Origin of the sequence: uncultured Xanthomarina sp. (genome assembly GCF_963971605.1) — a bacterium.
Classification (GTDB): domain Bacteria; phylum Bacteroidota; class Bacteroidia; order Flavobacteriales; family Flavobacteriaceae; genus Xanthomarina; species Xanthomarina gelatinilytica.
In genome coordinates, this window is record NZ_CAXATZ010000011.1 from 1 (window position 1) to 21284 (window position 21284).

Here is a 21284-nt window from a genome sequence, read left to right on the forward strand (position 1 = left end):
TGGTGGAAAGGGTATGTATGGAAACCATGTCCATGAAGCTATAGTCAACAATAAAGAAACAGAAACAGGAATTACCATACATTATGTAAATGAACATTATGATGCGGGAGCCATTATTTTTCAAGCTAAATGCAAAGTTTTGCCTACTGATACTGCACAACATGTAGCTGCCAATATTCATAAATTGGAAATGGAACATTTTCCGAAGGTTGTTGAAAAGTTATTAAAGTAGCTAAAATGTTGCGCTGAGCGAAGTCAAAAGCACCTTATCAATAAATTAATACCGAAACTTGCATTTAAAGGATGTCCACTTAGCCTGCAATGATACAATGAGTAAGAAGAAAAAAAAATATTACACAGTTTGGAAAGGCCACAAAACAGGTGTTTTTGAGTCTTGGCACGATTGCAAAGCACAAATAAAAGACTTTGAAGGAGCCCAATACAAATCTTTTGAAACTTTTGATGCTGCCAAAAAAGCTTTAAATGGCAACTATAAAGACTATATAGGTAAAAACAAGAAGTTCAGTTCCAGTCTTACTGAAGATCAACTTAAAAAAATAGGTCAACCCAACTACCATTCCATTTCTGTGGATGCTGCCTCTAGCGGAAACCCTGGAAAAATGGAGTATCGAGGTGTGGATACCAAAACCAAAAAACAGCTTTTTATTCAAGGACCATTTGAAGAAGGCACCAATAATATTGGCGAATTTCTCGCCATTGTTCACGGATTGGCTTTTTTAAAACAACATAACAGTGACCGTATTATTTATACAGACTCCAAAACAGCCATGAGTTGGGTAAAAAAGAAATCATGTAACACCAAATTGGAGCGAAACCAAAAAAACAAAACACTTTTTGAGCTGGTAGATAGAGCTGTAAACTGGCTAAAAGAAAACAATTACACCACAACTATTGTTAAATGGGAAACCAAAGCTTGGGGCGAAATCCCAGCTGATTTTGGCAGGAAATAAATATTTATTTAAAAAAATCTTTCGTGTATTCGTGGCTAAATACCTTATATTTGCACCAAATTTTCAAACCTCAATATGAGCAAATTAGTAATAGTAGGAACCGTAGCTTTTGATGCGATTGAAACCCCTTTTGGAAAAACTGACAAAATTCTTGGAGGAGCAGCAACCTTTATAGGGTTGGCAGCTTCGCAATTTAACGTGGATGCATCTGTGGTTTCCATAGTTGGAGGCGATTTCCCTCAAGAATATTTAGACCTTTTGGCAAATAAAAATATCGATATTTCTGGTGTGGAAATAGTAAAAGAAGGAAAAACTTTCTTTTGGAGTGGGAAATATCACAACGATATGAATTCTCGCGATACCTTGGCTACAGAACTGAATGTGCTTGCAGATTTCAATCCAGTGGTTCCAACAAATTACAGGGATTCTGATATTGTAATGTTAGGAAACTTACATCCCAACGTCCAATTGAGTGTTTTGGAACAAATGAACACCAAACCAAAACTGGTTATTTTGGACACGATGAATTTCTGGATGGATTGTGCTTTGACAGAGTTGCTGAACGTAATAAGTAAAGTAGATGTAATAACCATAAACGATGAAGAAGCACGTCAATTAACAGGAGAATATTCATTGGTTGTCGCAGCTAGAAAAATACATGGAATGGGTCCAAAGTACGTGGTGATTAAAAAAGGGGAACATGGTGCTTTGTTGTTCCATAAAGACAATGTGTTTTTTGCTCCGGCCCTACCTTTAGAAGAAGTGTTTGATCCTACAGGAGCAGGAGATACTTTTGCTGGAGGTTTTGCAGGTTATTTGGCAAAAACAGAAGACGTTTCTTTTGAAAACATGAAAAACGCTGTTATTTACGGCTCAACCTTGGCATCCTTTTGTGTTGAAAAATTTGGTACTGAGCGCATGACAGATTTAAAAAGCAAGGAGGTGCATCAACGTTTGCAAGAATTTAAAAATTTAACACAATTCGATATCGAATTAACATAAACAAGCGCGCTCACAATTGAGCGCGTTTTTTGATTATATTTTTCATTACGGTAAACCTGTCTTGCGGTAAACAGGAACATGAATACTAAAAACAAACAACAACTACAACATAAATTACAATGAGCGATGCTTTAAAACATGAATGTGGAATTGCCCATATTAGGCTTTTAAAACCTTTAGAATTTTATCATAAAAAGTATGGAACAGCTTTTTACGGTGTGAACAAAATGTATCTCATGATGGAGAAACAGCACAATCGTGGTCAAGATGGTGCAGGTTTTGCCAGCATTAAATTAGATACCAAACCTGGAGAAAGATACATAAGTCGTGTACGCTCCATAGCGCAACAACCCATTCAAGATATTTTTGCTCAAATTAACGAACGCATCAATAAAGAAATGCTTGAGCATCCAGAATATAAAGATGATGTTGCTAAGCAAAAAAAGCACTTGCCATATATAGGCGAAGTGCTTTTGGGTCATGTAAGATATGGCACCTTTGGAAAGAACAGTGTGGAAAACGTACATCCGTTTTTAAGACAAAACAACTGGATGCACAGAAATCTTATTGTAGCTGGAAATTTCAACATGACCAATGTAAATGAGTTATTTGATGGATTGGTTAGAATAGGACAGCATCCCAAAGAAATGGCAGATACCATAACCATTATGGAAAAAATAGGACATTTTTTAGACGATGCCGTTGCAAAAAAATACAAACAACTTAAAAAGGAAGGTTATAGTAAAATAGAATGTTCACCTTTAATTGCCGAGCGATTGAATGTGGCAAAAATTTTAAAGCGTGCTTCTAAAAACTGGGATGGTGGTTATGCCATGGCTGGACTTTTAGGTCATGGAGATTCCTTTGTGTTAAGGGATCCAGCAGGAATAAGGCCAACTTATTACTATAAAGACGACGAAGTTGTGGTTGTAGCTTCAGAACGTCCCGTAATCCAAACGGTTTTCAATGTGGCTTTTGAAGATGTAAAGGAGCTGGAGCCAGGTCATGCTATCATTACCAAAAAATCTGGTGATGTGTCCATTAAAAAAATCATTGAACCTTTAGAGAGAAAAGCATGTTCTTTTGAACGTATATATTTTTCAAGGGGAAGTGACGCTGAAATATATCAAGAACGTAAAAAATTGGGAAAACTATTAATGCCAAAAGTTCTTGAAGCCATTGATAACGACACTAAAAACACGGTGTTCTCTTATATTCCAAATACAGCAGAAACCTCTTTCTTTGGAATGATAGAAACGGTTGAAGAGCATTTAAACAAAAAGAAAACACAAGCAATATTGAATGGCAATGGAGGTTTGTCTGCAGAAAAAGTAACAGATATTTTAAGCGAAAGACCTCGAATTGAAAAAATAGCCATTAAAGACGTTAAATTAAGAACCTTTATCACGGAAGACAGTAGTCGTGACGATTTGGTGGCTCACGTTTACGATGTTACCTATGGTGTTATTAAACCAACTGATAACCTGGTTATTATAGACGACAGTATTGTAAGGGGAACAACGCTTAAAAAGAGTATCATAAAAATGATGGATAGATTGTATCCTAAAAAAATCATAGTGGTTTCTTCTGCACCTCAAATTCGTTATCCTGATTGTTATGGTATAGACATGGCAAGACTTGAAGATTTAATTGCTTTTAGGGCCATGTTGGAGTTGCTGGAAGAAAACAACAAATACCATTTGGTACAAGAGGTTTATGAAAAATGTAAAGCACAGGTACATTTAGAAGACAAGGACGTTAGAAATTTTGTAAAAGATTTATATTCTGAGTTTTCAGATGAGGCCATATCCAATAAAATTGCAGAATTGATCTCAGACGATACTGTAAAAGCAGAAGTTGTTACCATTTTTCAACCTGTGGAAAATTTGCACAAAGCTTGTCCTAAAAATTTTGGGGATTGGTATTTTACAGGAAACTATCCAACCGTAGGAGGTAATCGTGTGGTTAATAGGGCTTTTATTAATTTCTATGAAGGGAATAAAGAACGTGCGTATTAATTTCAAGACTAGGGTTAAATCATTAATTTTAAACGGTTTGTCTATCAAAAACATACTTTTAACTGATAAATATGCATTTCGTCTAAAAATTTAAAAACATTAAATAAAATAAAACTACATTAGATGTACCATAACATAAGTAGGTTAAGTTCATGGTAGATTTGGGGCAAAAAAAGGTGAACTTTCGTTCGCCTTTTTTTATTTTCTTCTTTTCAGTTTTAAGGCAAAAAAAATATCTTCAACTTCATATTTAAGGGGATTTTACCCTTAAATAATTAATATATCCTCTTTTAGCCTAATTTATAAGCCGTTTATCTATTTATTTTTTTTAAGAGTAACGACCATTCTATATTTGGCCTACCATAACATAAGTAGGTTAAGTTTATGGTAGATTTGGGGCAAAAAAGGTGAACTCTCGTTCACCTTTTTTCATTTGATACCTACAAAGGCAGGTATCTTACAAACTGAAAGATAGAATTTTATTCTACCAAATGTCTCTTTTTAAAAACAAGCTAAAAAAAAAGCAAACCCAAGTTGGGTTTGCTTTTTTTTTAAGTCATCTAAACTTATTTTGCTTCTGCATAACGTCTTTCAACCTCGTTCCAGTTAATAACGTTAAAGAAAGCATTGATATAATCTGGTCTTCTATTTTGATAGTTTAAATAATAAGCATGTTCCCAAACATCCAATCCTAAAATTGGTGTGCCACCACAACCTACTCCAGGCATTAGGGGATTGTCTTGGTTTGGTGTAGAGCAAATCTCCACTTTTCCACCTTTATGAACGCATAACCAAGCCCAACCAGAACCAAACTGGGTTGCAGCAGCTTTGCTAAAAGCGTCTTTAAAGGCATCTACATTGCCATATTGGGCAATAATGGCATCTTTTAAATCTCCAGACAAATATCCTTTACCTTCAGGATTCATAACTTCCCAGAAAAGGGAATGGTTATAGAAACCTCCACCATTGTTTCTAACAGCTTTGTTGTTCATGTCCAGGTTAATAAGGATGTTTTCAATGGTTTTTCCTTCTAAGTCTGTGCCTTCTATGGCGTTGTTTAAATTGTTTGTATAACCTTGATGGTGTTTGGTATGGTGTATTTCCATTGTTCGTGCATCTATATGAGGCTCTAAAGCATCATAAGCATATTTCAATTTCGGTAATTCGAAAGCCATAATATTTAAATTTTTAATTGTTAATATTTAATTCTTTCAAATTTACGTATAAATAGCAGCAATTAAAAATAATAAATACCTATCAAATCATTGATAGTTTTTATCTTGTGTAAAATTTTCTACTTTATGGATAAAAAAAGCTCTTTTTTGGTTTATAATGCTTCGGCAGGAAGTGGAAAGACTTTTACTTTGGTAAAAGCATATTTAAAAATTATATTGAAATCCCCTTTTTACGATACGTTTAAAAACATTCTTGCAATTACCTTCACCAATAAGGCAGCCAGTGAAATGAAAGAGCGTATTATTGATACGTTAAGGGTTTTTTCTTCTGAAAACATTTTGGAGCATCCCAACGACATGTTTTTAATGATCTGTGAAGAGTTGAATATGTCTCCTCAAGCCATTCACAACAAATCCAAACGTTTGTTAAATACCATTGTATATAATTATGCTGCTTTTGATATTTCTACCATTGACGGCTTTACACACAGAATTATCAGAACCTTTGCGTATGATTTAAAATTACCTTTAAACTTTGAAGTCGAGCTGGATCAAGAAGCCCTGTTAAATGAAGCTGTGGACAGATTGATTTCCAAAGCCGGAACCGAAAAGGAACTTACCAACATATTAATAGATTTTGCAATAGAAAAAGCAGACGATGACAAAAGCTGGGATGTATCTTACGATTTTAATAAAATTTCAAAACTCTTGGTTAGTGAGGAGGATTTGTTTTTTATAAATACACTAAAAAACAAGTCTTTAGAAGATTTTAAAGCACTAAAAAACCAATTGCGAAACGATATATTGGCTACCGAAACCTTACTTGTTAACCAAGCACAAGAAATCTTAACATATATAGAAGAGTGTGGCTTACAGTATGATGATTTTTCAGGCAGTTATTTACCAAAGCACTTTCAAAAACTGGCAAGCAAAAATTTTACCATTGGTTTTGATTCCAAATGGCAAGAAGAGATTGAGACCAGAACCTTGTACCCTAAAAGGGTTTCTGCAGATGTGGCAGCAACAATAGAAAACATACAACCTCAAATTGCAACCGTTTTCAACGATACCAAAAAAGCGTTTTTTCATTATAAATTTTTAAAGGCTTTTTATAAAAATATCACACCTTTATCTGTTTTAAATGCCATAAACAAGGAATTGAATGCTTTAAAAAATGAACAAAATAAGGTGTTGATTTCAGAGTTTAACGAGCTGATAAGCAACGAGATAAAAAACCAACCTACACCTTTTATCTATGAGCGTTTGGGAGAGCGATTTAAACACTATTTTATTGATGAGTTTCAAGATACTTCTGTGCTGCAATGGGAGAACCTAAAACCTTTAATGGACAACAGTTTATCTCAAGAAAACTTAAATAACGAAATAGGCTCTGTACTTTTGGTTGGAGACGCCAAACAAGCCATATACAGGTGGCGAGGAGGGAAAGCTGAACAATTTATAGACCTGTTCAATAAAACAGAAAAGCCTTTTCAGATTATTCAAGATGTTGAAAATCTGCCACAAAACTTCAGAAGTTTTCAAGAAATTTTAAAATTTAACAATGGATTTTTTGAGTATTTGTCCAACACTAAGTTTGGCAATGAAAATTATAAAAAATTGTACCAAGCATCCTATCAAGAAGTAACCAAAACCCAAGAGGGATTTGTTGGTTTGGAGTTTTTAAACATTCAAAAAGAAGATGATGCCCAACAATTGTATGCCGAAAAAACCCTGGAATGTATAAATAGATGTTTGGATAATAGCTTTTCTTACAGTGAGATCTGTATTTTGGTTAGAAAGAAAAAAGAAGGTGTTGCAATTGCCGATTATTTAAACGAACATCAGGTTCCTCTTATTTCTTCGGAAACCTTGTTGTTGAAATATTCAGAAGAAGTTAGCTTCATTGTAGATTTTTTAAAACTGATGGAACAGCCAAAAAACAACGACATTAAAATCCTGGTCTTGTATTATTTGGCAGAACGGTTTGAGGTTGAAGATAAACATGCATTTTTTGAGTCTTTTATTGAACTGGATTTAGCAGATTTAATCAACAAACTGGAAGAATTTCAGATAAAATTAAACCATAATGAGTTGATGCAGCTGTCTTTGTTTGAACTTGCTGAAACCTTGGTAAGATCATTTAACCTGGTGCAAACGTCAAATGCGTATGTGCAATATTTCTTGGATTTTGTATTTGAATATTCTCAAAAGAAATTATCGGACCTATCCGGTTTTATAGAACATTTCGAAAAGAAAAAAGATACGTTAAGCATCGTTTCGCCTTCAGGGCAAGAAGCTGTGCAAATAATGACCATACATAAATCCAAAGGCTTGGAGTTTCCAGTGGTTATCTTCCCTTTTGCAGATTTGGATATTTATAAAGAAATTGAAGCTAAAGAATGGTTTCCTATTGATCAAGCAAGCTTTTGTGGATTTCCATACACGTTGCTGAATTTTAATAAAGATTTTGAAAATTTTGGCGATACGGGAAAGGAAATTTATCAAACCCATCGTTCAGAGTTGGAACTTGACAATATTAACCTGCTTTACGTGGCTTTAACTAGAGCTAAGGAACAGTTGCACGTTATTTCAAAAAAAGACATCGGTAGCAAAGGCGAAGCTAACCAGAACACATATTCCGGATTTTTTATTGATTATTTGCTCCATATCAAGCTTTGGGATGAAAATCAATGGATATATCAGTTTGGAAACCCAATAAAAACTTCAGAAAAAAAGAAAGAAATCAACCCGACTTTAAAACAAACGGCGTTTATATCAACTCCCAAACATGAGCATCAAATAAGAATCGTTACCAATTCAGGGTATCTGTGGGACACATCCCAAAAAGAAGCCATAGAGAAAGGGAATTTGTTGCACCATATCATGTCTAAAATTAAAACGAAAGCAGATGTTGATTTTGTAATGCATGACTTTATAAATGCCAACGTTATAACAGCCGATCAAGCCTTAGTTTTAAAAGAACTTATTTTAAATATTGTTGCACATGAAATTTTGGAGCCTTATTTTTTAACAGAAGACACAGTTTACAATGAACGCGATATCATTGGCAAGTCTGGAATCAAGTATCGTCCAGACAGATTGATAATCAACAAACAAAACCAAGTAACCATATTGGATTATAAAACTGGCGCACCAGACAAGAAACACATTTTACAGCTGGAAGCATACAAAAATGTATTGATGGAAATGAATTTTACAGTGTCTAAAAAAATACTTGTTTACATTAATGATGGGATAGAAGTAAAAGAATTTTAAATTTGTAAAAAAACAACCAAGACATGTACGGAAAAATCAAAGAACATTTAGAAAACGAAATACAGGAAATTAAGGACAGTGGATTATTTAAAACCGAACGCATTATAACCTCTGCCCAAGGAGCGGAAATAACCTTGAACACAGGCGAAACAGTTTTAAACTTTTGTGCCAATAATTATTTGGGTCTATCGTCTCATCCAGAGGTGGTTCAAGCAGCAAAAGATGTTATGGATACACATGGTTTTGGGATGTCGTCGGTTCGTTTTATTTGTGGAACACAAGATATTCACAAAGAATTGGAACATAAAATTGCCGATTTTTATGACACAGAAGACACCATTTTATATGCAGCAGCTTTTGATGCCAATGGAGGTGTTTTTGAACCCTTGTTTGGCGCTGAAGACGCGATTATTTCAGACTCTTTAAATCATGCCTCCATTATAGATGGTGTAAGATTGTGCAAAGCAGCCAGATATCGTTATAAAAACAACGATATGTCCGATTTGGAGACTCAGTTAATGGAAGCCAATAAAAATGGTGCGCGATTTAAAATTATTGTTACAGATGGCGTTTTCTCCATGGACGGACTATTGGCTCCATTGGACAAAATATGCGATTTAGCAGAAAAATATGATGCTTTGGTAATGGTAGACGAATGCCATGCTGCAGGTTTTATAGGAAAAACAGGAATAGGCACCATTGAAGAAAAAAATGTGATGGGAAGAGTAGACATTATTACCGGAACCCTTGGAAAAGCACTGGGAGGAGCCATGGGAGGTTACACTACAGGCAAAAAGGAGATTATTGAAATACTACGTCAAAGATCAAGACCTTACTTGTTTTCAAATTCTTTAGCGCCTGCAATAGTAGGAGCCTCTATTAAGGTATTCGATATGTTAAAAAATAACACGTCCTTAAGAGATAAACTAGAAGAAAACACCAATTACTTTAAAGCAGGTATGAAAAAAGCCGGTTTCGATATCATAGATGGGGATTCGGCCATTGTACCAGTGATGTTGTACGATGCCAAACTAGCACAAACCATGGCAAATTTATTGTTAAAAGAAGGTATTTACGTTATTGGATTCTTTTTCCCAGTTGTTCCAAAGGAAAAAGCAAGAATAAGGGTTCAATTATCTGCAGCCCATGAAAGGGAGCATTTGGATAAGGCTATCAATGCCTTTATAAAAATTGGAAAAGTTTTAGAAATAATTTAAAAAATTTATACAAACAAGCAGATTTTAGGTAAATTATTCAATATTTTTCTATATTTGTCTTTGTTAATAACATTTAACAACTTACTTTTGCTTACAATTAACACTTAAAAATTAAATTTTTGAATATGAAAAATCTTAGCAGATTATTGTTCGCAATGTTGCTTATGTTAAGTTTTAGCAACATTAATGCACAAGATGAAAACAATCCATGGGCTATCAGTCTAGGAGTAAACGCCGTTGATTTCTATCCAACAGGAGAAGATGCTCCACTTGGTGATTATTTCGATGAGTATTTTAATGCTCGTGATCACTGGAATATCTTACCTTCATTATCAAGTCTTACAGTTTCAAAGTATTTTAGCAATGGTTTCTCTTTTGGAGTTACTGGGTCTATCAACAAAATTGAAAGTTGGGGAGATGCTGATGTAAGTGATATGTCTTATTACGGAGTAGATGGAACTGTTAAATATAGTTTCGCAAAATTAATTAATTCTAAAGTAGTTGAGCCTTACCTAGGAGTAGGTGGTGGTTACACTTGGGTAGACGAAATTGGAGCAGGAACCCTTAATGGTGCACTTGGTCTTAACTTATGGTTTACTGAAAATATTGGATTTACTTTACAAAGTACATACAAACATGCGTTCGAAGATTATTTAGCTACACACTTCCAACACTATGCAGGTTTAACATTTAAATTTGGAGGAAAAGACACAGATGGAGATGGTATCTACGACAAAGATGATGCTTGTCCAGAAGTAGCTGGTTTAGCTGAATTTAACGGTTGTCCTGATACTGATGGAGATGGTATTGAAGATAGCAAAGACGAATGTCCAAATGAAGCTGGTTTAGCTGAATTCAATGGATGTCCTGATACTGATGGCGACGGAATTCCTGATAACAAAGATAACTGCCCTACAGTTGCTGGTCCTAAAGAATTAAACGGTTGTCCTGATGCTGATGGTGATGGAATTGCTGATAAAGATGATAAATGTCCAAACGAAGCTGGTCCTGCTGCAAACAATGGATGTCCTTGGCCAGATAGAGATGGAGATGGTGTTGCTGATAAAGATGATTTATGTCCAGACAAAGTTGGAACAGTTGCTAACCAAGGTTGTCCAGAGGTAACTGAGGCAGTACAGAAATCATTAAATGCCTATGCTAAAACTATCTTATTCGACACTGGTAAATCTTCAATTAAAGAGCAATCAGCTGAAGTGTTACAAAACATTATTGGAATCTTAAAAGAGTATCCAAATGCTAAGTTCAATATTGAAGGTCATACAGACAGCGTAGGTAGCGAAGCATTAAACATGAAGTTATCTAAAGAAAGAGCTAGTTCTGTAATGAATTACTTAATTTCTAATGGTGTTGCTTCTAATAGACTTACTCACGAAGGTTATGGAGAATCTAGACCAATTGATTCTAACAAAACTAGAGCTGGTAGAGCAAACAACAGAAGAGTTGAAATTAACTTAGTAAAATAAGCTGATTATAACATAAAATAGTTTTAAAAACGCTCCGATTTTTCGGAGCGTTTTTTATTTTTATACTATGACAACATTTATTCATGAAGTACTCCAAACACTTAAAGCAAATAAAGAAATCATTGCTAATCTTACCTTTGTTTTACCAAGTAAAAGAGCGGGCGTTTTCCTGAAAAACAATATACCACATGTGTACCAACAAACGGTTTTTTCTCCAGAAATACTAAGCATAGAAGAGTTTACAAGCAATTTATCCCAGTTAAAACCCATCTCTAATGTGGAATTGCTTTTTGAGTTTTATACCGTTTATAAAGAACTCACAAAACCATCGGAACAGGATTCGTTTGAGTCTTTTTCAAAATGGGCCCAAGTAATTATTCAGGACTTTAACGAAATAGATCGTTATTTGATACCTCAAGAAGACATACTTAATTACTTGAGTGCCATACAGGATATCAATCACTGGTCCCAACAAGAAAATAAATCAGATTTCATAATAAAGTATCTTGCCTTTTGGAACAAGTTATTGGTGTACTACAATCATTTTACAGAGACCCTTATCCATAAAGGGATTGGATATCAAGGATTGATTTATAGGGAAGCTGTTAACAATATTGAAAGCTATATTCAAACCAATACAGATAAAAAACTTGTTTTTTTAGGCTTTAATGCTTTAAATAAAGCTGAAGAAACCATTATTCAAGAACTGCTTCAAAACGAATTGGCTGAAATATATTGGGATATTGAAACAAGCTATTTAAACAATCCCTTACACGATGCTGGTTTGTTTGTGAAACAATATAAGCAAAACTGGTCCTATTTTAAAGCAAATCCCTTTAATTGGGTTTCCAATAATTATACTCAGGAAAAAGAGATTTCCGTTTATGGCGTACCAAAAAATGTGGGTCAAGCCAAACAAATTGGTTCTATTTTAAACACCCAGATTTCAAATCGGGGAAATTTAGACAAAACGGCCATTGTATTGGGAGATGAAGGGTTACTGCTTCCTGTTTTGAATTCCTTGCCTTCAACGGTCAATGCCCTAAACATAACCATGGGTCTGCCCTTAAGTTCTGTTCCATTGGCTACTTTGTTCGAAAGATTGTTCTATTTGCACAAGGACTCCAATTCTAATTACTATTACAAAGATATCATTGCCATTTTATCCCATCAAAATATCAGTCCCTTATTTGAAATAAACCATAAAACCAAGATTACAGAAATAGTCAATACCATTCAACAAAACAACTTGGTTTACTTAAACACAGCGCAATTAAAAGAACTCTCAGAACCTTTTACCGAAATTATAGAGGTTTTATTTGGAACCTGGGATAACGAAGCCAATAAAGCCTTAAAACAAACCAAAAAACTCATATTCCTAATTAAAAACAATCTCGATAATAAAAAATATGACAATCTACTACATCTGGAATATTTATATAGGTTCAATGAGTTGTTTAATGAACTAAGCAGACTGCATGCCACTTATCCACATTTAAAAAACGTGCAAACCCTTTTTGAGGTATATAAAAATTTATTAAGTAGTGAAACACTAGATTTTAAAGGAGAACCCTTACAGGGCTTACAGGTTATGGGTATGTTGGAATCTCGGGTTTTAGATTTTGAAACGGTTATCATTTCTTCTGTTAACGAAGGTGTTTTACCTTCTGGGAAAAGCAATAACTCCTTTATTCCTTTTGATGTGAAATTGCAATACAATTTACCAACTTATAAAGAAAAGGATGCTGTTTATTCCTATCATTTTTACAGATTGATACAACGCGCAAAACAAGTACACATACTATATAATACCGAAGCAGATGTTTTAAATGGTGGAGAAAAGAGCAGGCTTATAACACAATTGGAATTGGAGGGCATCCATACCATTACACATAAATTGGTGCTTCCAGACGTTAGTTTGTCAAAACCTACATTACATCATATTTACAAAACGCCAAACGTACTGGAACGCTTAAAGGATATTGCCAACAAAGGGTTTTCACCTTCGTCTTTAACCAATTATATAAGAAATCCAATAGATTTTTACAATCAAAAAGTTTTGAAAATTGGAGAATATGATGAGGTTGAAGAAACCATTGCAGCAAATACTCTAGGCAATGTGATACATAATACCTTAGAAGATTTTTATAAGCCTCTGGAAGGAAAACAACTTACTGTTGACCATGTAAAACACATGAAAACCTTGGTGGACACAACAGTTACCAATCATTTTAAAGCGTTTTATAAACAAGGAGACATCACCAAAGGTAAAAACCTGATTGTATATGAAATTGCCAAACGTTATATAAATAATTTTTTAAACCTAGAGATTGAAGAATTGCAAAATGGCAATAAAATAAATATTGTTGCCATAGAAAGTGAAAACAAGGTTTTAATAGACCTTAAGGAATTGGATTTTCCTGTATACTTAACAGGTAAAGTAGATAGGGTAGACCAATATAATGGCACTACCAGAATTATTGACTATAAAACAGGAAAAGTCATTCAAAATCAGGTTGAGGTAATTGATTGGGAAGATTTAACAACCGACTATGCAAAATACAGTAAATCCTTTCAAGTGTTATGTTATGCATATGCCATGTTTAAAGACCGTAAAGTCAATCTGCCTCTGGAAGCAGGTGTTATTTCGTTTAAAAACTTAAGTTCAGGATTTTTAAAATTTGCAAAAAAAGAAAGTACTTACGACAGGAATAAAAACACGCTTATTTATAACGACACTCTCCAATTTTTTGAAACGGAGTTAAAAAAGCTCATTCTTGAAATTTGTAATCCTGAAATGGATTTTGTTGAAAAGGAAATAGAATGATTACCAAAAATCTCATATTAAATCGGAAAAAGCAAAAACCAATCCTTTGGGATGCTTTTTTTAACCCATCTAAAACACCAAAACCCTTGGTTGTATTTTGTCATGGCTATAAAGGGTTTAAAGATTGGGGAAGTTGGGATGTAGTGGCAGAAGCTTTCAAAAACAAAAATTACTTTTTTGTAAAATTTAATTTTTCACATAATGGAGGAACTATAGAAAACCCAATGGATTTCCCGGATTTAGAAGCATTCTCAGAAAACAATTACTCCAAGGAACTCCAAGATTTGAAAGATGTATTAAATTACTTGCTATCTAATGAAAACCCATTTAAAACGGAAATCAATACCAACTATGTGACATTAATTGGACATTCCCGAGGTGGCGGAATTGCAACCATTTTTGCTTCAGAAGATACAAGGATCACAAAATTAATAACTTGGGCAAGTGTTTGCGATTTTGCCAAGAGAACTGCTACTATTGGCGATTTAGAGACATGGAAAAAAGAAGGTGTAAAATATGTGTTAAACGGAAGAACCAAGCAGCAAATGCCTCATAAATATCAGTTTTATAAAGATTTCAAGGCCAATGAAACCCGTTTAAACATTGAATTGGCCACTAAAAGGTTAAAAATCCCACATCTTATTGTACATGGAGATTCAGACACATCCATTCCTTTCAATGAAGCTAACATGTTGCATGCCTGGAATCCCAAAAGTAAATTGATTTCCATAGAAAACGGTAATCATGTCTTTGGCTCTAAACATCCTTGGGAGAACGAAAATCTACCTAAAGAATTAAAGTTAGTTGTTGAAAAAAGTATCGATTTTATAAAATAAAAAAAGTCTTTATGTTTTAAATAAAGACTTTTTATCTGTGGAGAATATCGGATTCGAACCGATGACCTCTACGCTGCCAGCGTAGCGCTCTAGCCAACTGAGCTAATCCCCCAAATTATTTATTTCGCCCCTTCCTTCCAGCAGCAGACAAAGATACATTACTTTGGTTAAATTAAACAAATTTATTTCAATCCACTTAAAACCAAAACTGGTAATGTTGTACTTTGAAAATCTTTTTTCAAAATGGTGTTCTTTTCCCAGAGTTTGGTGAAAAACCCACGTTTGCGTCTAACAACACACAACAAGTCTGGATCGTTATCTTTGTAATGTTCTAAAACACCCTGAAAAGTGGTGGCATTTTCTGTATAAGTAGTGTTTGTAATAATGGCCGATAATTTCTCGTCAATATCAAAATCACCTTCATTGTGATAAGGTGTCTTGACCAACAATAAATTAACAATAGACTTAAATTGATTTTTAATATCCATTAAAGGATTTAAAGCGTTTTCTTTTTTTATAATGGCAGATTTCAAGGCCATTAAAATATAGATAATAGGTTTGTATGTATAACCTTCAGGAACTATTAGGGCAGGAATGTTGGTTTGTTTAATGATTTTCCCAGAGGTTTTACCTAAATAGACTTCTTCTCTTATAGAATTTGTTCTAGGTTCTATCAATATTAAATCAATATCCAAGGATTTACATACCAATTCTATAGTGTCTACCAGTTTTCCTTTAAATGTCTTAATATGCACATCTACTCCTTTGGTATCTACCTTGGCAACATGAGATTTTAAAAACTCCAAACTCTCACGTTCTAGAATATGATCCACTTTAATCATGGTTCCTGCCTTAGTATATATATTGTAAATTTGAACAACGTGTAATTTTGCACCAAAAGCCTTGGCAAAATCTACAGCATATTGTAAATGGCTTACAGCATTTTTAGACGAACCAACAGGAACTAATATATTCTTCATAATCAAGAATTAAAAACTAAATTTACACAAAATTTATGCAAAAGTAAACATTAAAAATGATTCGGAAAGCTACTTATAAAGATATTGATGACATTTTAAAAATAACAAAGGCATGCGCTGCTTTTATGGTAGGTCAAGGCATTTTTCAATGGAATGCGCACTATCCAGATTTTTCTACTTTTAAAAACGACGTTTCAAGAAACGAATTGTATGTTATTGAAAACCCGTCTAAAATTATAGGTTGTGTGGTTGTTTCAACTTATATGGATAAAGAATACCTTCCTGTAACTTGGCTAACACCCAATAAGAATAACATATACATTCACAGGTTGGCAGTTCTCCCAGAGCATCAAGGTAAAGGGTATGCAAAGAAACTTATGGATTTTGCCGAAACTTTAGCCAGACAAAACCAGGCAAATTCCATAAGATTGGATACCTTTTCTCAAAACAAACGAAATCAAAAATTTTACGAACTTCGCAATTACAAACAGTTGGAAGATATTTATTTCCCAAACCAAAGTGAACATCCTTTTCACTGTTACGAACTTATACTGTGAGCACTAACATTAGCTTTAAGCACATAAACAAACTAGCCATTCCAGCTTTGATAGCTGGAGTGTCTGAACCTATTTTATCGTTAACCGATACAGCTATTGTTGGAAATGTGGATATCAATGCCACAGAATCTTTAGCAGCAGTTGGAATTGTTGGAGCGTTCATATCCATGCTTATTTGGGTTTTTGGACAAACCAGAAGCGCTATTTCATCCATAGTGTCACAATACGTTGGTGCAAATAATCTGGATAAGGTTAAAAACTTACCAGCTCAGGCTATTTTTATTATCACGTCCATTAGTATATTAATTATATTGGTAAGCTATCCATTTGCGGAGCAAATTTTCAAACTTTATAATGCTTCAAATCTTATTTTGGATTATAGTGTTGCGTATTATCAAATAAGAGTGTTTGGTTTTCCATTTACCTTGTTTACCATTGCAGTATTTGGGACTTTTAGAGGATTGCAAAACACCTATTATCCTATGATAATTGCTATAGTTGGGGCAGCATCAAACATAGTGCTAGATGTGGTTTTGGTATATGGAATCAAAGGGTATGTTCCTGCCATGCACATACAAGGAGCAGCTTATGCAAGCCTTGTTGCACAAGTGCTAATGGCAGCTTTGTCTGCCTATTACTTACTTAAAAAAACGCCCATTTCTTTAAAACTGATGTTGCCATTTAATAAGGAAATAAAACGTTTTACGGTTATGATATTTAATTTGTTTGTAAGAACGTTAGCCTTAAACGTCACGCTTTATTTTGCCAGTGCATTTTCTACCAGTTATGGCAAACAATATATTGCTGCTTATACCATTGCCATAAATTTATGGTTTCTTGGTGCTTTTATTATTGATGGCTATGCCAGTGCTGGAAATATTTTGTCCGGAAAACTTTTAGGGGGAAAAGAGTATGGCAAATTAATAACATTAAGCAACAAGTTGATTAGGTATGGGGTTTATTTAGGTGTGTTTTTGGCTCTCTTGGGAAGCTTGTTTTATTATTTTATAGGAACCGTTTTTACTAAAGAGCCAGAGGTTTTAAAAGAATTTTACAACATATTTTGGATGGTACTAGCCATGCAGCCCTTTTGTGCCATTGCTTTTATTTTTGATGGGATGTTTAAAGGGCTTGGCAAAATGAAAGACTTACGAAATCTCTTGTTGTTTTCAACCTTTTTTGTATTTGTTCCTATTTTGTTTTGGTTGGATTCTTTAGATTTAAAACTCTATGCCATTTTTATAGCATTTACTTGCTGGATCATGGCTAGAGGTTTTCCATTGATAATTAAATTTAGAAAAGAGTTTTTACCACTTTCACAAAAGCATTAACTTTAGCAAAAAAATTAAAGATGTTTTCTATCATTAGCTTACTTCAGGAAATTGATATCAACGAAAAAATAAAAGAAGCACCAGACAGCTCTTATGAAATAGGTGTTTTTATAGGAAGCTTGCTACCTTTTGTAACGCTGGTTATCATTGCTTATGCTATTTTTAGATACAACAAAAACAGAGCAAATAACGACGAATAATTAATATTATGGAATTTTTAAATTTTTTAAGTGGAAACGGATTGTTTCTGGTATTGGCAATCATACTCATAATTATTTATGTGTATAACCGAAGAAAGAACCGGTAACCTATCGGGTTTTTAACCAACCTGTAATGCTCATGCGCTCTTTATTTACAGGTTTTACTTCGTGTTCTATAATTTGGCTTTCAAAAATAACCACGCGTCCAGGAAACGGATAGATAACTTTTTCGGTTTCTTTCCCGTTTTCGTCTAAATATAAAACGAGTTCGCCACCATTTTCTGGCAACCAACCTTCTTCGTTTAAATAACAGACAAACGATAATTTTCTTCTGTCGTCGTTTTGAAACGTATCTAAATGTCTCTTATAATAAGTACCTTCTGGATACAATGCATAATGAAATTCTTTGTGCAAAATGCCTAGGAAACAGGTCTTATTTAGGTAATTCACTAAATTATTGATCTTATTGAAAAATAACATCTCGGCTTCATTGGCTTGTAGCTCATCCATCCATAAAATTACATCTCCACGAATGGATTTAACAATAATTTCGTTCACACGATTACCAATAGCCGCTTTTTTAAAGGCATCTTCTTCATGTTTTTCAACTAAAGACTGCCTTAAAATGGAGACATCTTCAGCAGTAAAAAAATCTTCAACAATACTATATTGCTGAGCCAAAAGATCTTCTATAATACGTTCGTATTGAGGGTTTTCGGCAAAAGCAATTTCTTCAAAAAGCTGATTCATAGGGTTACTTCGTTTTTATAAAGCGCGCAAATGTAGTCTAAAAACAGATTGGTTTCACAAAACGATTATCTTTGCATTGAAAATTTAAGCCCAATGAGCAGCAAAATTAGAATTACAAAACAGTTTACTTTTGAAACTGGCCATGCCTTGTATGGTTACGATGGGAAATGTAAAAATGTGCATGGACATAGTTACAAACTCTCTGTAACGGTTATTGGTCATCCAATTTCAGATACCAATCATGTAAAGTATGGGATGGTGATTGATTTTGGAGACCTAAAAAAAATAGTAAAAAACGAAATTGTAGATGTCTTTGACCACGCAACGGTTTTTAACAAAAACACACCTCATGTGGAGTTGGCAAAAGAGCTGGAACATAGAGGTCACAATGTGCTTTTGGTAGATTACCAACCAACCAGTGAAATGATGGTAATTGATTTTGCTGAAAAAATTAAAAGTCAATTACCTAGTCATATTGTATTGCATTCCTTGAAACTTCAAGAAACAGAAACCAGCTTTGCTGAATGGTATGCGAGTGACAACTAAATTTAGTTTCAATAATCAGTGAAACGAGCTTACAAATTGTCATTCGTGAATTCGTGGCTAATTTTTATATATTTACTTTATGCAAATTCCCAAAGGAAAAAAAATCTATTTCGCTTCAGATAACCATCTAGGAGCTCCAACACAAGAGCAATCTCGTCCTCGGGAAAGGAAATTTGTAGCTTGGTTGGACGAGATAAAACAAGATGCTGCAGCTATTTTTTTAATGGGCGATTTGTTCGATTTTTGGTTTGAATACAAAACCGTTGTCCCAAAAGGATTTACCAGAACCCTTGGAAAACTTGCAGAGATAAGCGATTCGGGAATTCCTATTTATTATTTTGTTGGTAACCATGATCTTTGGATGAATGGCTATTTTGAAGCAGAACTCAATATTCCTGTGTATCACCAGCCCAAAGAATTTACATTTAACAATAAGATTTTTTTAATTGGCCATGGAGATGGTTTAGGTCCTGGAGACAAAGGCTACAAGCGCATGAAAAAAGTGTTTACCAACCCATTTAGTAAATGGTTATTCCGTTGGTTGCACCCAGATTTAGGCGTGAAGTTGGCTCAATACATGTCTGTAAAAAATAAACTGATTTCAGGTGATGAAGACGCCAAGTTTTTAGGCGAAGAAAACGAGTGGTTGGTACAATACTGCAAGAAAAAACAAGAAGAAAAACACAGGGATTATTATGTGTTTGGACACAGGCATTTGCCTTTAAACATAGCTTTAAACGAAACCTCTAAATACATCAATCTTGGCGATTGGATAAGTTATTATACTTATGGTGTTTTTGATGGGGAAACTTTGGAGTTGAAGGAGTATTAAGATCAATCATCTTTTTCGTGTTCCTCTATATCCTTTCTCAAATCTAATTTTCTAAACGAAGGAGACACTATTCCCGTAGTAATAACTGTAAGTAGTGTCATGGTTCCACCAAAAACCACAGCAGTAACAGTTCCCATAAGTTTGGCCGTTACACCACTTTCAAAAGCACCAAGCTCGTTGGAAGACCCAACAAACATAGAGTTTACCGAAGACACACGACCTCTCATATGATCTGGTGTTTTAATCTGTAAAATGGTTTGTCTAATAACCATGGAAACACCATCTGTAACACCACTAAAAAATAATGCCACCATCGAAATCCAAAAAACAGATGATAATCCAAACACAATAATACAAACGCCAAATCCAAAAATGGCTCCAAGTAACTTCATGCCTGCATTTTTGCTAATTGGCAGATATGCCGTTGCCAACATGGTTAAAAAAGCACCTACAGCAGGAGCAGCACGTAACACACCAAAACCTTCACTGCCAACTTTTAAAATATCTTGGGCAAAAATAGGGAGTAAAGCCACTGCACCTCCAAAGAGAACAGCCACCATATCCAAGGTAATGGCTCCTAAAATAGCCTTGGTTTTAAACACAAACTTAACCCCTTCTTTTAAACTCTGCATAACAGGTTCGCCAATTTTTGGGTTTAAAATAGGTTTCTTTTTAATTTGAGTTAAAACGAGTAAGGAAAACATGACCAAACCAAATACAAAGCACAAAGACCAATGCACACCAATGGCACTTATTAAAACACCAGCAGTTGCTGGTCCTAAAACTGAAGCCATTTGCCAAGTAGAACTGCTCCAAGTAGCTGCATTTGGGTAAATTTTCTTAGGTACAATTAACGCAATTAAAGAAAATATAGTTGGCCCAAAAAAGGAGCGTAAAAAACCTCCAAAAAACACCAAAGCATAAATGCAATACAAAATGGTATTTGTAGACCAATCCTGTACAATTTTAGGCCAAGTCAATAAAAACAAGCCTAAGCTTATTAAGGAAAACAAAGCAATACAGAGCGCTAATAAATTCCGTTTTTCTTTTTGGTCCACAATATGTCCAGCAAACAAAGCCATGGACAAGGCTGGAATAATTTCCATAAGTCCAATAATCCCAAGGGACAATGGGTCTTTGGTTAAACTATACACTTGCCATTCTATAACAATAAACTGCATGGACCAAGCGAATACCAAAGCAAATCGCAACAATAAAAAAATGTTGAATTCTTTAATTCGTAAAGCTGCGTAAGGATCTTTTTTCGACATATAAATTTCCT

Annotated in this window: 18 protein-coding genes and 1 tRNA gene; 14 read left to right on the top strand and 5 right to left on the bottom strand. The window is 34.4% G+C overall.

Going from position 1 to position 21284, the window contains the following annotated elements:
• From AACY93_RS06055 to AACY93_RS06070, 4 genes are all read left to right on the top strand, one after another.
• On the top strand, positions 1-232 hold a 232-nt coding region (locus AACY93_RS06055; protein WP_339611450.1), incomplete at its 5' end, for a formyltransferase family protein.
• Between the two features lie 97 nt (positions 233-329).
• Complete coding sequence (locus AACY93_RS06060) at positions 330-971, top strand: ribonuclease H family protein (protein WP_007647139.1); 642 nt, start codon at positions 330-332, stop codon at positions 969-971.
• 75 nt (positions 972-1046) lie between these two features.
• Complete coding sequence (locus AACY93_RS06065; protein WP_007647137.1) at positions 1047-1973, top strand: PfkB family carbohydrate kinase; 927 nt, start codon at positions 1047-1049, stop codon at positions 1971-1973.
• Positions 1974-2092: 119 nt separating this feature from the next.
• On the top strand, positions 2093-3991 hold the full coding sequence (locus AACY93_RS06070) for an amidophosphoribosyltransferase (protein ID WP_286853025.1): 1899 nt from the start codon (positions 2093-2095) through the stop codon (positions 3989-3991).
• 566 nt (positions 3992-4557) lie between these two features.
• On the opposite strand, the gene AACY93_RS06075 is transcribed toward AACY93_RS06070, so the two are convergent.
• Positions 4558-5166, bottom strand: coding sequence for a superoxide dismutase (locus AACY93_RS06075; RefSeq protein ID WP_007647135.1), 609 nt, complete (start codon positions 5164-5166; stop codon positions 4558-4560).
• Positions 5167-5292: 126 nt separating this feature from the next.
• Between AACY93_RS06075 and AACY93_RS06080 the strand changes: the two genes are divergently transcribed.
• The 5 genes from AACY93_RS06080 (at position 5293) to AACY93_RS06100 (ending at position 14806) form a co-directional block, all read left to right on the top strand.
• Complete coding sequence (locus tag AACY93_RS06080; protein ID WP_286853024.1) at positions 5293-8442, top strand: UvrD-helicase domain-containing protein; 3150 nt, start codon at positions 5293-5295, stop codon at positions 8440-8442.
• A gap of 23 nt (positions 8443-8465) precedes the next feature.
• The gene (kbl, locus tag AACY93_RS06085; RefSeq protein ID WP_286853023.1) at positions 8466-9659 is read left to right on the top strand and encodes a glycine C-acetyltransferase; all 1194 of its coding nucleotides are present in this window, start codon (positions 8466-8468) and stop codon (positions 9657-9659) included.
• 125 nt (positions 9660-9784) lie between these two features.
• A complete protein-coding gene (locus tag AACY93_RS06090; protein WP_040491217.1) occupies positions 9785-11143 on the top strand; it encodes an OmpA family protein in 1359 nt (452 codons plus the stop codon).
• Positions 11144-11210: 67 nt separating this feature from the next.
• The gene (locus tag AACY93_RS06095) at positions 11211-13970 is read left to right on the top strand and encodes a PD-(D/E)XK nuclease family protein (RefSeq protein WP_286853022.1); all 2760 of its coding nucleotides are present in this window, start codon (positions 11211-11213) and stop codon (positions 13968-13970) included.
• Positions 13967-14806, top strand: coding sequence for an alpha/beta hydrolase (locus tag AACY93_RS06100; RefSeq protein WP_286853021.1), 840 nt, complete (start codon positions 13967-13969; stop codon positions 14804-14806). The genes AACY93_RS06095 and AACY93_RS06100 overlap by 4 nt, the downstream gene beginning before the upstream one ends.
• A gap of 38 nt (positions 14807-14844) precedes the next feature.
• On the opposite strand, the gene AACY93_RS06105 is transcribed toward AACY93_RS06100, so the two are convergent.
• Both AACY93_RS06105 and AACY93_RS06110 read right to left on the bottom strand, forming a co-directional pair.
• Positions 14845-14918 (bottom strand) — tRNA-Ala (locus AACY93_RS06105).
• Positions 14919-14988: 70 nt separating this feature from the next.
• Positions 14989-15786, bottom strand: coding sequence for a universal stress protein (locus AACY93_RS06110; RefSeq protein WP_286853020.1), 798 nt, complete (start codon positions 15784-15786; stop codon positions 14989-14991).
• Positions 15787-15842: 56 nt separating this feature from the next.
• Here AACY93_RS06110 and AACY93_RS06115 point away from each other — a divergent pair, with 56 nt between their 5' ends.
• Genes AACY93_RS06115 through AACY93_RS06125 form a run of 3 tightly spaced genes read left to right on the top strand, consistent with a single transcriptional unit; the run spans position 15843 to position 17874 of the window.
• Entirely contained in the window at positions 15843-16343 is a 501-nt protein-coding gene (locus tag AACY93_RS06115) for a GNAT family N-acetyltransferase (protein ID WP_286853019.1), read from the top strand.
• Positions 16340-17674 (top strand): MATE family efflux transporter, encoded by a 1335-nt coding sequence (locus tag AACY93_RS06120; protein WP_286853018.1) that lies wholly within the window; start codon positions 16340-16342, stop codon positions 17672-17674. The genes AACY93_RS06115 and AACY93_RS06120 overlap by 4 nt, the downstream gene beginning before the upstream one ends.
• A gap of 20 nt (positions 17675-17694) precedes the next feature.
• A complete protein-coding gene (locus tag AACY93_RS06125) occupies positions 17695-17874 on the top strand; it encodes a hypothetical protein (RefSeq protein ID WP_286853017.1) in 180 nt (59 codons plus the stop codon).
• A gap of 108 nt (positions 17875-17982) precedes the next feature.
• Here the strand turns inward: AACY93_RS06125 and AACY93_RS06130 are convergent, their stop codons facing one another.
• On the bottom strand, positions 17983-18624 hold the full coding sequence (locus tag AACY93_RS06130; protein WP_007647114.1) for a 2OG-Fe(II) oxygenase: 642 nt from the start codon (positions 18622-18624) through the stop codon (positions 17983-17985).
• Between the two features lie 93 nt (positions 18625-18717).
• Between AACY93_RS06130 and AACY93_RS06135 the strand changes: the two genes are divergently transcribed.
• Together AACY93_RS06135 and AACY93_RS06140 are read left to right on the top strand one after the other, a co-directional pair.
• Entirely contained in the window at positions 18718-19170 is a 453-nt protein-coding gene (locus AACY93_RS06135) for a 6-carboxytetrahydropterin synthase (protein WP_007647112.1), read from the top strand.
• A 79-nt stretch (positions 19171-19249) separates the two neighbouring features.
• Positions 19250-20002 carry a UDP-2,3-diacylglucosamine diphosphatase gene (locus AACY93_RS06140; protein ID WP_286853016.1) on the top strand — a complete coding sequence of 251 codons (753 nt, stop codon included), beginning with the start codon at positions 19250-19252 and terminating at the stop codon, positions 20000-20002.
• Between the two features lie 2 nt (positions 20003-20004).
• Here AACY93_RS06140 and AACY93_RS06145 read toward each other — a convergent pair whose 3' ends face one another.
• On the bottom strand, positions 20005-21273 hold the full coding sequence (locus tag AACY93_RS06145; RefSeq protein ID WP_286853015.1) for an MFS transporter: 1269 nt from the start codon (positions 21271-21273) through the stop codon (positions 20005-20007).
• Between the last annotated feature and the right edge of the window lie 11 nt (positions 21274-21284).

What these genes read in the sequence shown, in the direction of transcription:
- AACY93_RS06060 (WP_007647139.1), top strand. Translation starts at nt 330, where the DNA reads ATGAGTAAGAAGAAAAAAAAATATTACACAGTTTGGAAAGGCCACAAA.
- AACY93_RS06065 (WP_007647137.1), top strand. Translation starts at nt 1,047, where the DNA reads ATGAGCAAATTAGTAATAGTAGGAACCGTAGCTTTTGATGCGATTGAA.
- AACY93_RS06070 (WP_286853025.1), top strand. Translation starts at nt 2,093, where the DNA reads ATGAGCGATGCTTTAAAACATGAATGTGGAATTGCCCATATTAGGCTT.
- AACY93_RS06075 (WP_007647135.1), bottom strand. Translation starts at nt 5,166, where the DNA reads ATGGCTTTCGAATTACCGAAATTGAAATATGCTTATGATGCTTTAGAG.
- AACY93_RS06080 (WP_286853024.1), top strand. Translation starts at nt 5,293, where the DNA reads ATGGATAAAAAAAGCTCTTTTTTGGTTTATAATGCTTCGGCAGGAAGT.
- kbl (WP_286853023.1), top strand. Translation starts at nt 8,466, where the DNA reads ATGTACGGAAAAATCAAAGAACATTTAGAAAACGAAATACAGGAAATT.
- AACY93_RS06090 (WP_040491217.1), top strand. Translation starts at nt 9,785, where the DNA reads ATGAAAAATCTTAGCAGATTATTGTTCGCAATGTTGCTTATGTTAAGT.
- AACY93_RS06095 (WP_286853022.1), top strand. Translation starts at nt 11,211, where the DNA reads ATGACAACATTTATTCATGAAGTACTCCAAACACTTAAAGCAAATAAA.
- AACY93_RS06100 (WP_286853021.1), top strand. Translation starts at nt 13,967, where the DNA reads ATGATTACCAAAAATCTCATATTAAATCGGAAAAAGCAAAAACCAATC.
- AACY93_RS06110 (WP_286853020.1), bottom strand. Translation starts at nt 15,786, where the DNA reads ATGAAGAATATATTAGTTCCTGTTGGTTCGTCTAAAAATGCTGTAAGC.
- AACY93_RS06115 (WP_286853019.1), top strand. Translation starts at nt 15,843, where the DNA reads ATGATTCGGAAAGCTACTTATAAAGATATTGATGACATTTTAAAAATA.
- AACY93_RS06125 (WP_286853017.1), top strand. Translation starts at nt 17,695, where the DNA reads ATGTTTTCTATCATTAGCTTACTTCAGGAAATTGATATCAACGAAAAA.
- AACY93_RS06130 (WP_007647114.1), bottom strand. Translation starts at nt 18,624, where the DNA reads ATGAATCAGCTTTTTGAAGAAATTGCTTTTGCCGAAAACCCTCAATAC.
- AACY93_RS06135 (WP_007647112.1), top strand. Translation starts at nt 18,718, where the DNA reads ATGAGCAGCAAAATTAGAATTACAAAACAGTTTACTTTTGAAACTGGC.
- AACY93_RS06140 (WP_286853016.1), top strand. Translation starts at nt 19,250, where the DNA reads ATGCAAATTCCCAAAGGAAAAAAAATCTATTTCGCTTCAGATAACCAT.
- AACY93_RS06145 (WP_286853015.1), bottom strand. Translation starts at nt 21,273, where the DNA reads ATGTCGAAAAAAGATCCTTACGCAGCTTTACGAATTAAAGAATTCAAC.